Source organism: Pseudomonas spelaei (genome assembly GCF_009724245.1).
Lineage (GTDB): Bacteria > Pseudomonadota > Gammaproteobacteria > Pseudomonadales > Pseudomonadaceae > Aquipseudomonas > Aquipseudomonas spelaei.
In genome coordinates this window covers 1-370 of record NZ_WNNK01000090.1, presented here as the reverse complement: position 1 = coordinate 370, position 370 = coordinate 1, and the positions used below count along the sequence as shown (strand labels likewise).

Here is a 370-nt window from a genome sequence, read left to right as displayed (position 1 = left end):
GCCCTCTGTAAGGAGGGCCCCATTACAGATATTCAAGACTGGCGTTGAAAGGCCGCTGTCAATGCATGATGAAAAAGGCCACCCGAAGGTGGCCGTCACGCTATGAAGCAATAAGCTGCCTTTCTAGTGCCATCTCAACCGAGCCCCCATCCTGATTCAACGAGTCAACACCAGAATCTGTCCTGTGATGAGCGACTGTCGGCTATAGAGAGCAGCCTGTCTCGGAGGCAGAGACCTAGCTGGCAAGATTCTCCACGGCAAAGCTCGAGGGCAAACTCGTAGGTTTTTCACGGCCCGCACCACCCATGCTTGTCGAGCAGGTCTTAAATCGTCACCAGCCATAAATGGTAATTATTATCGTTGACGTGGA

General features: G+C 52.4%; 1 pseudogene. It reads right to left on the bottom strand.

Annotated elements, in window-relative coordinates:
- Positions 1-100 precede the first annotated feature (100 nt).
- A pseudogene (locus GNF76_RS30040) lies at positions 101-178 on the bottom strand (helicase-related protein); the annotation flags it as partial.
- Positions 179-370 lie beyond the last annotated feature (192 nt).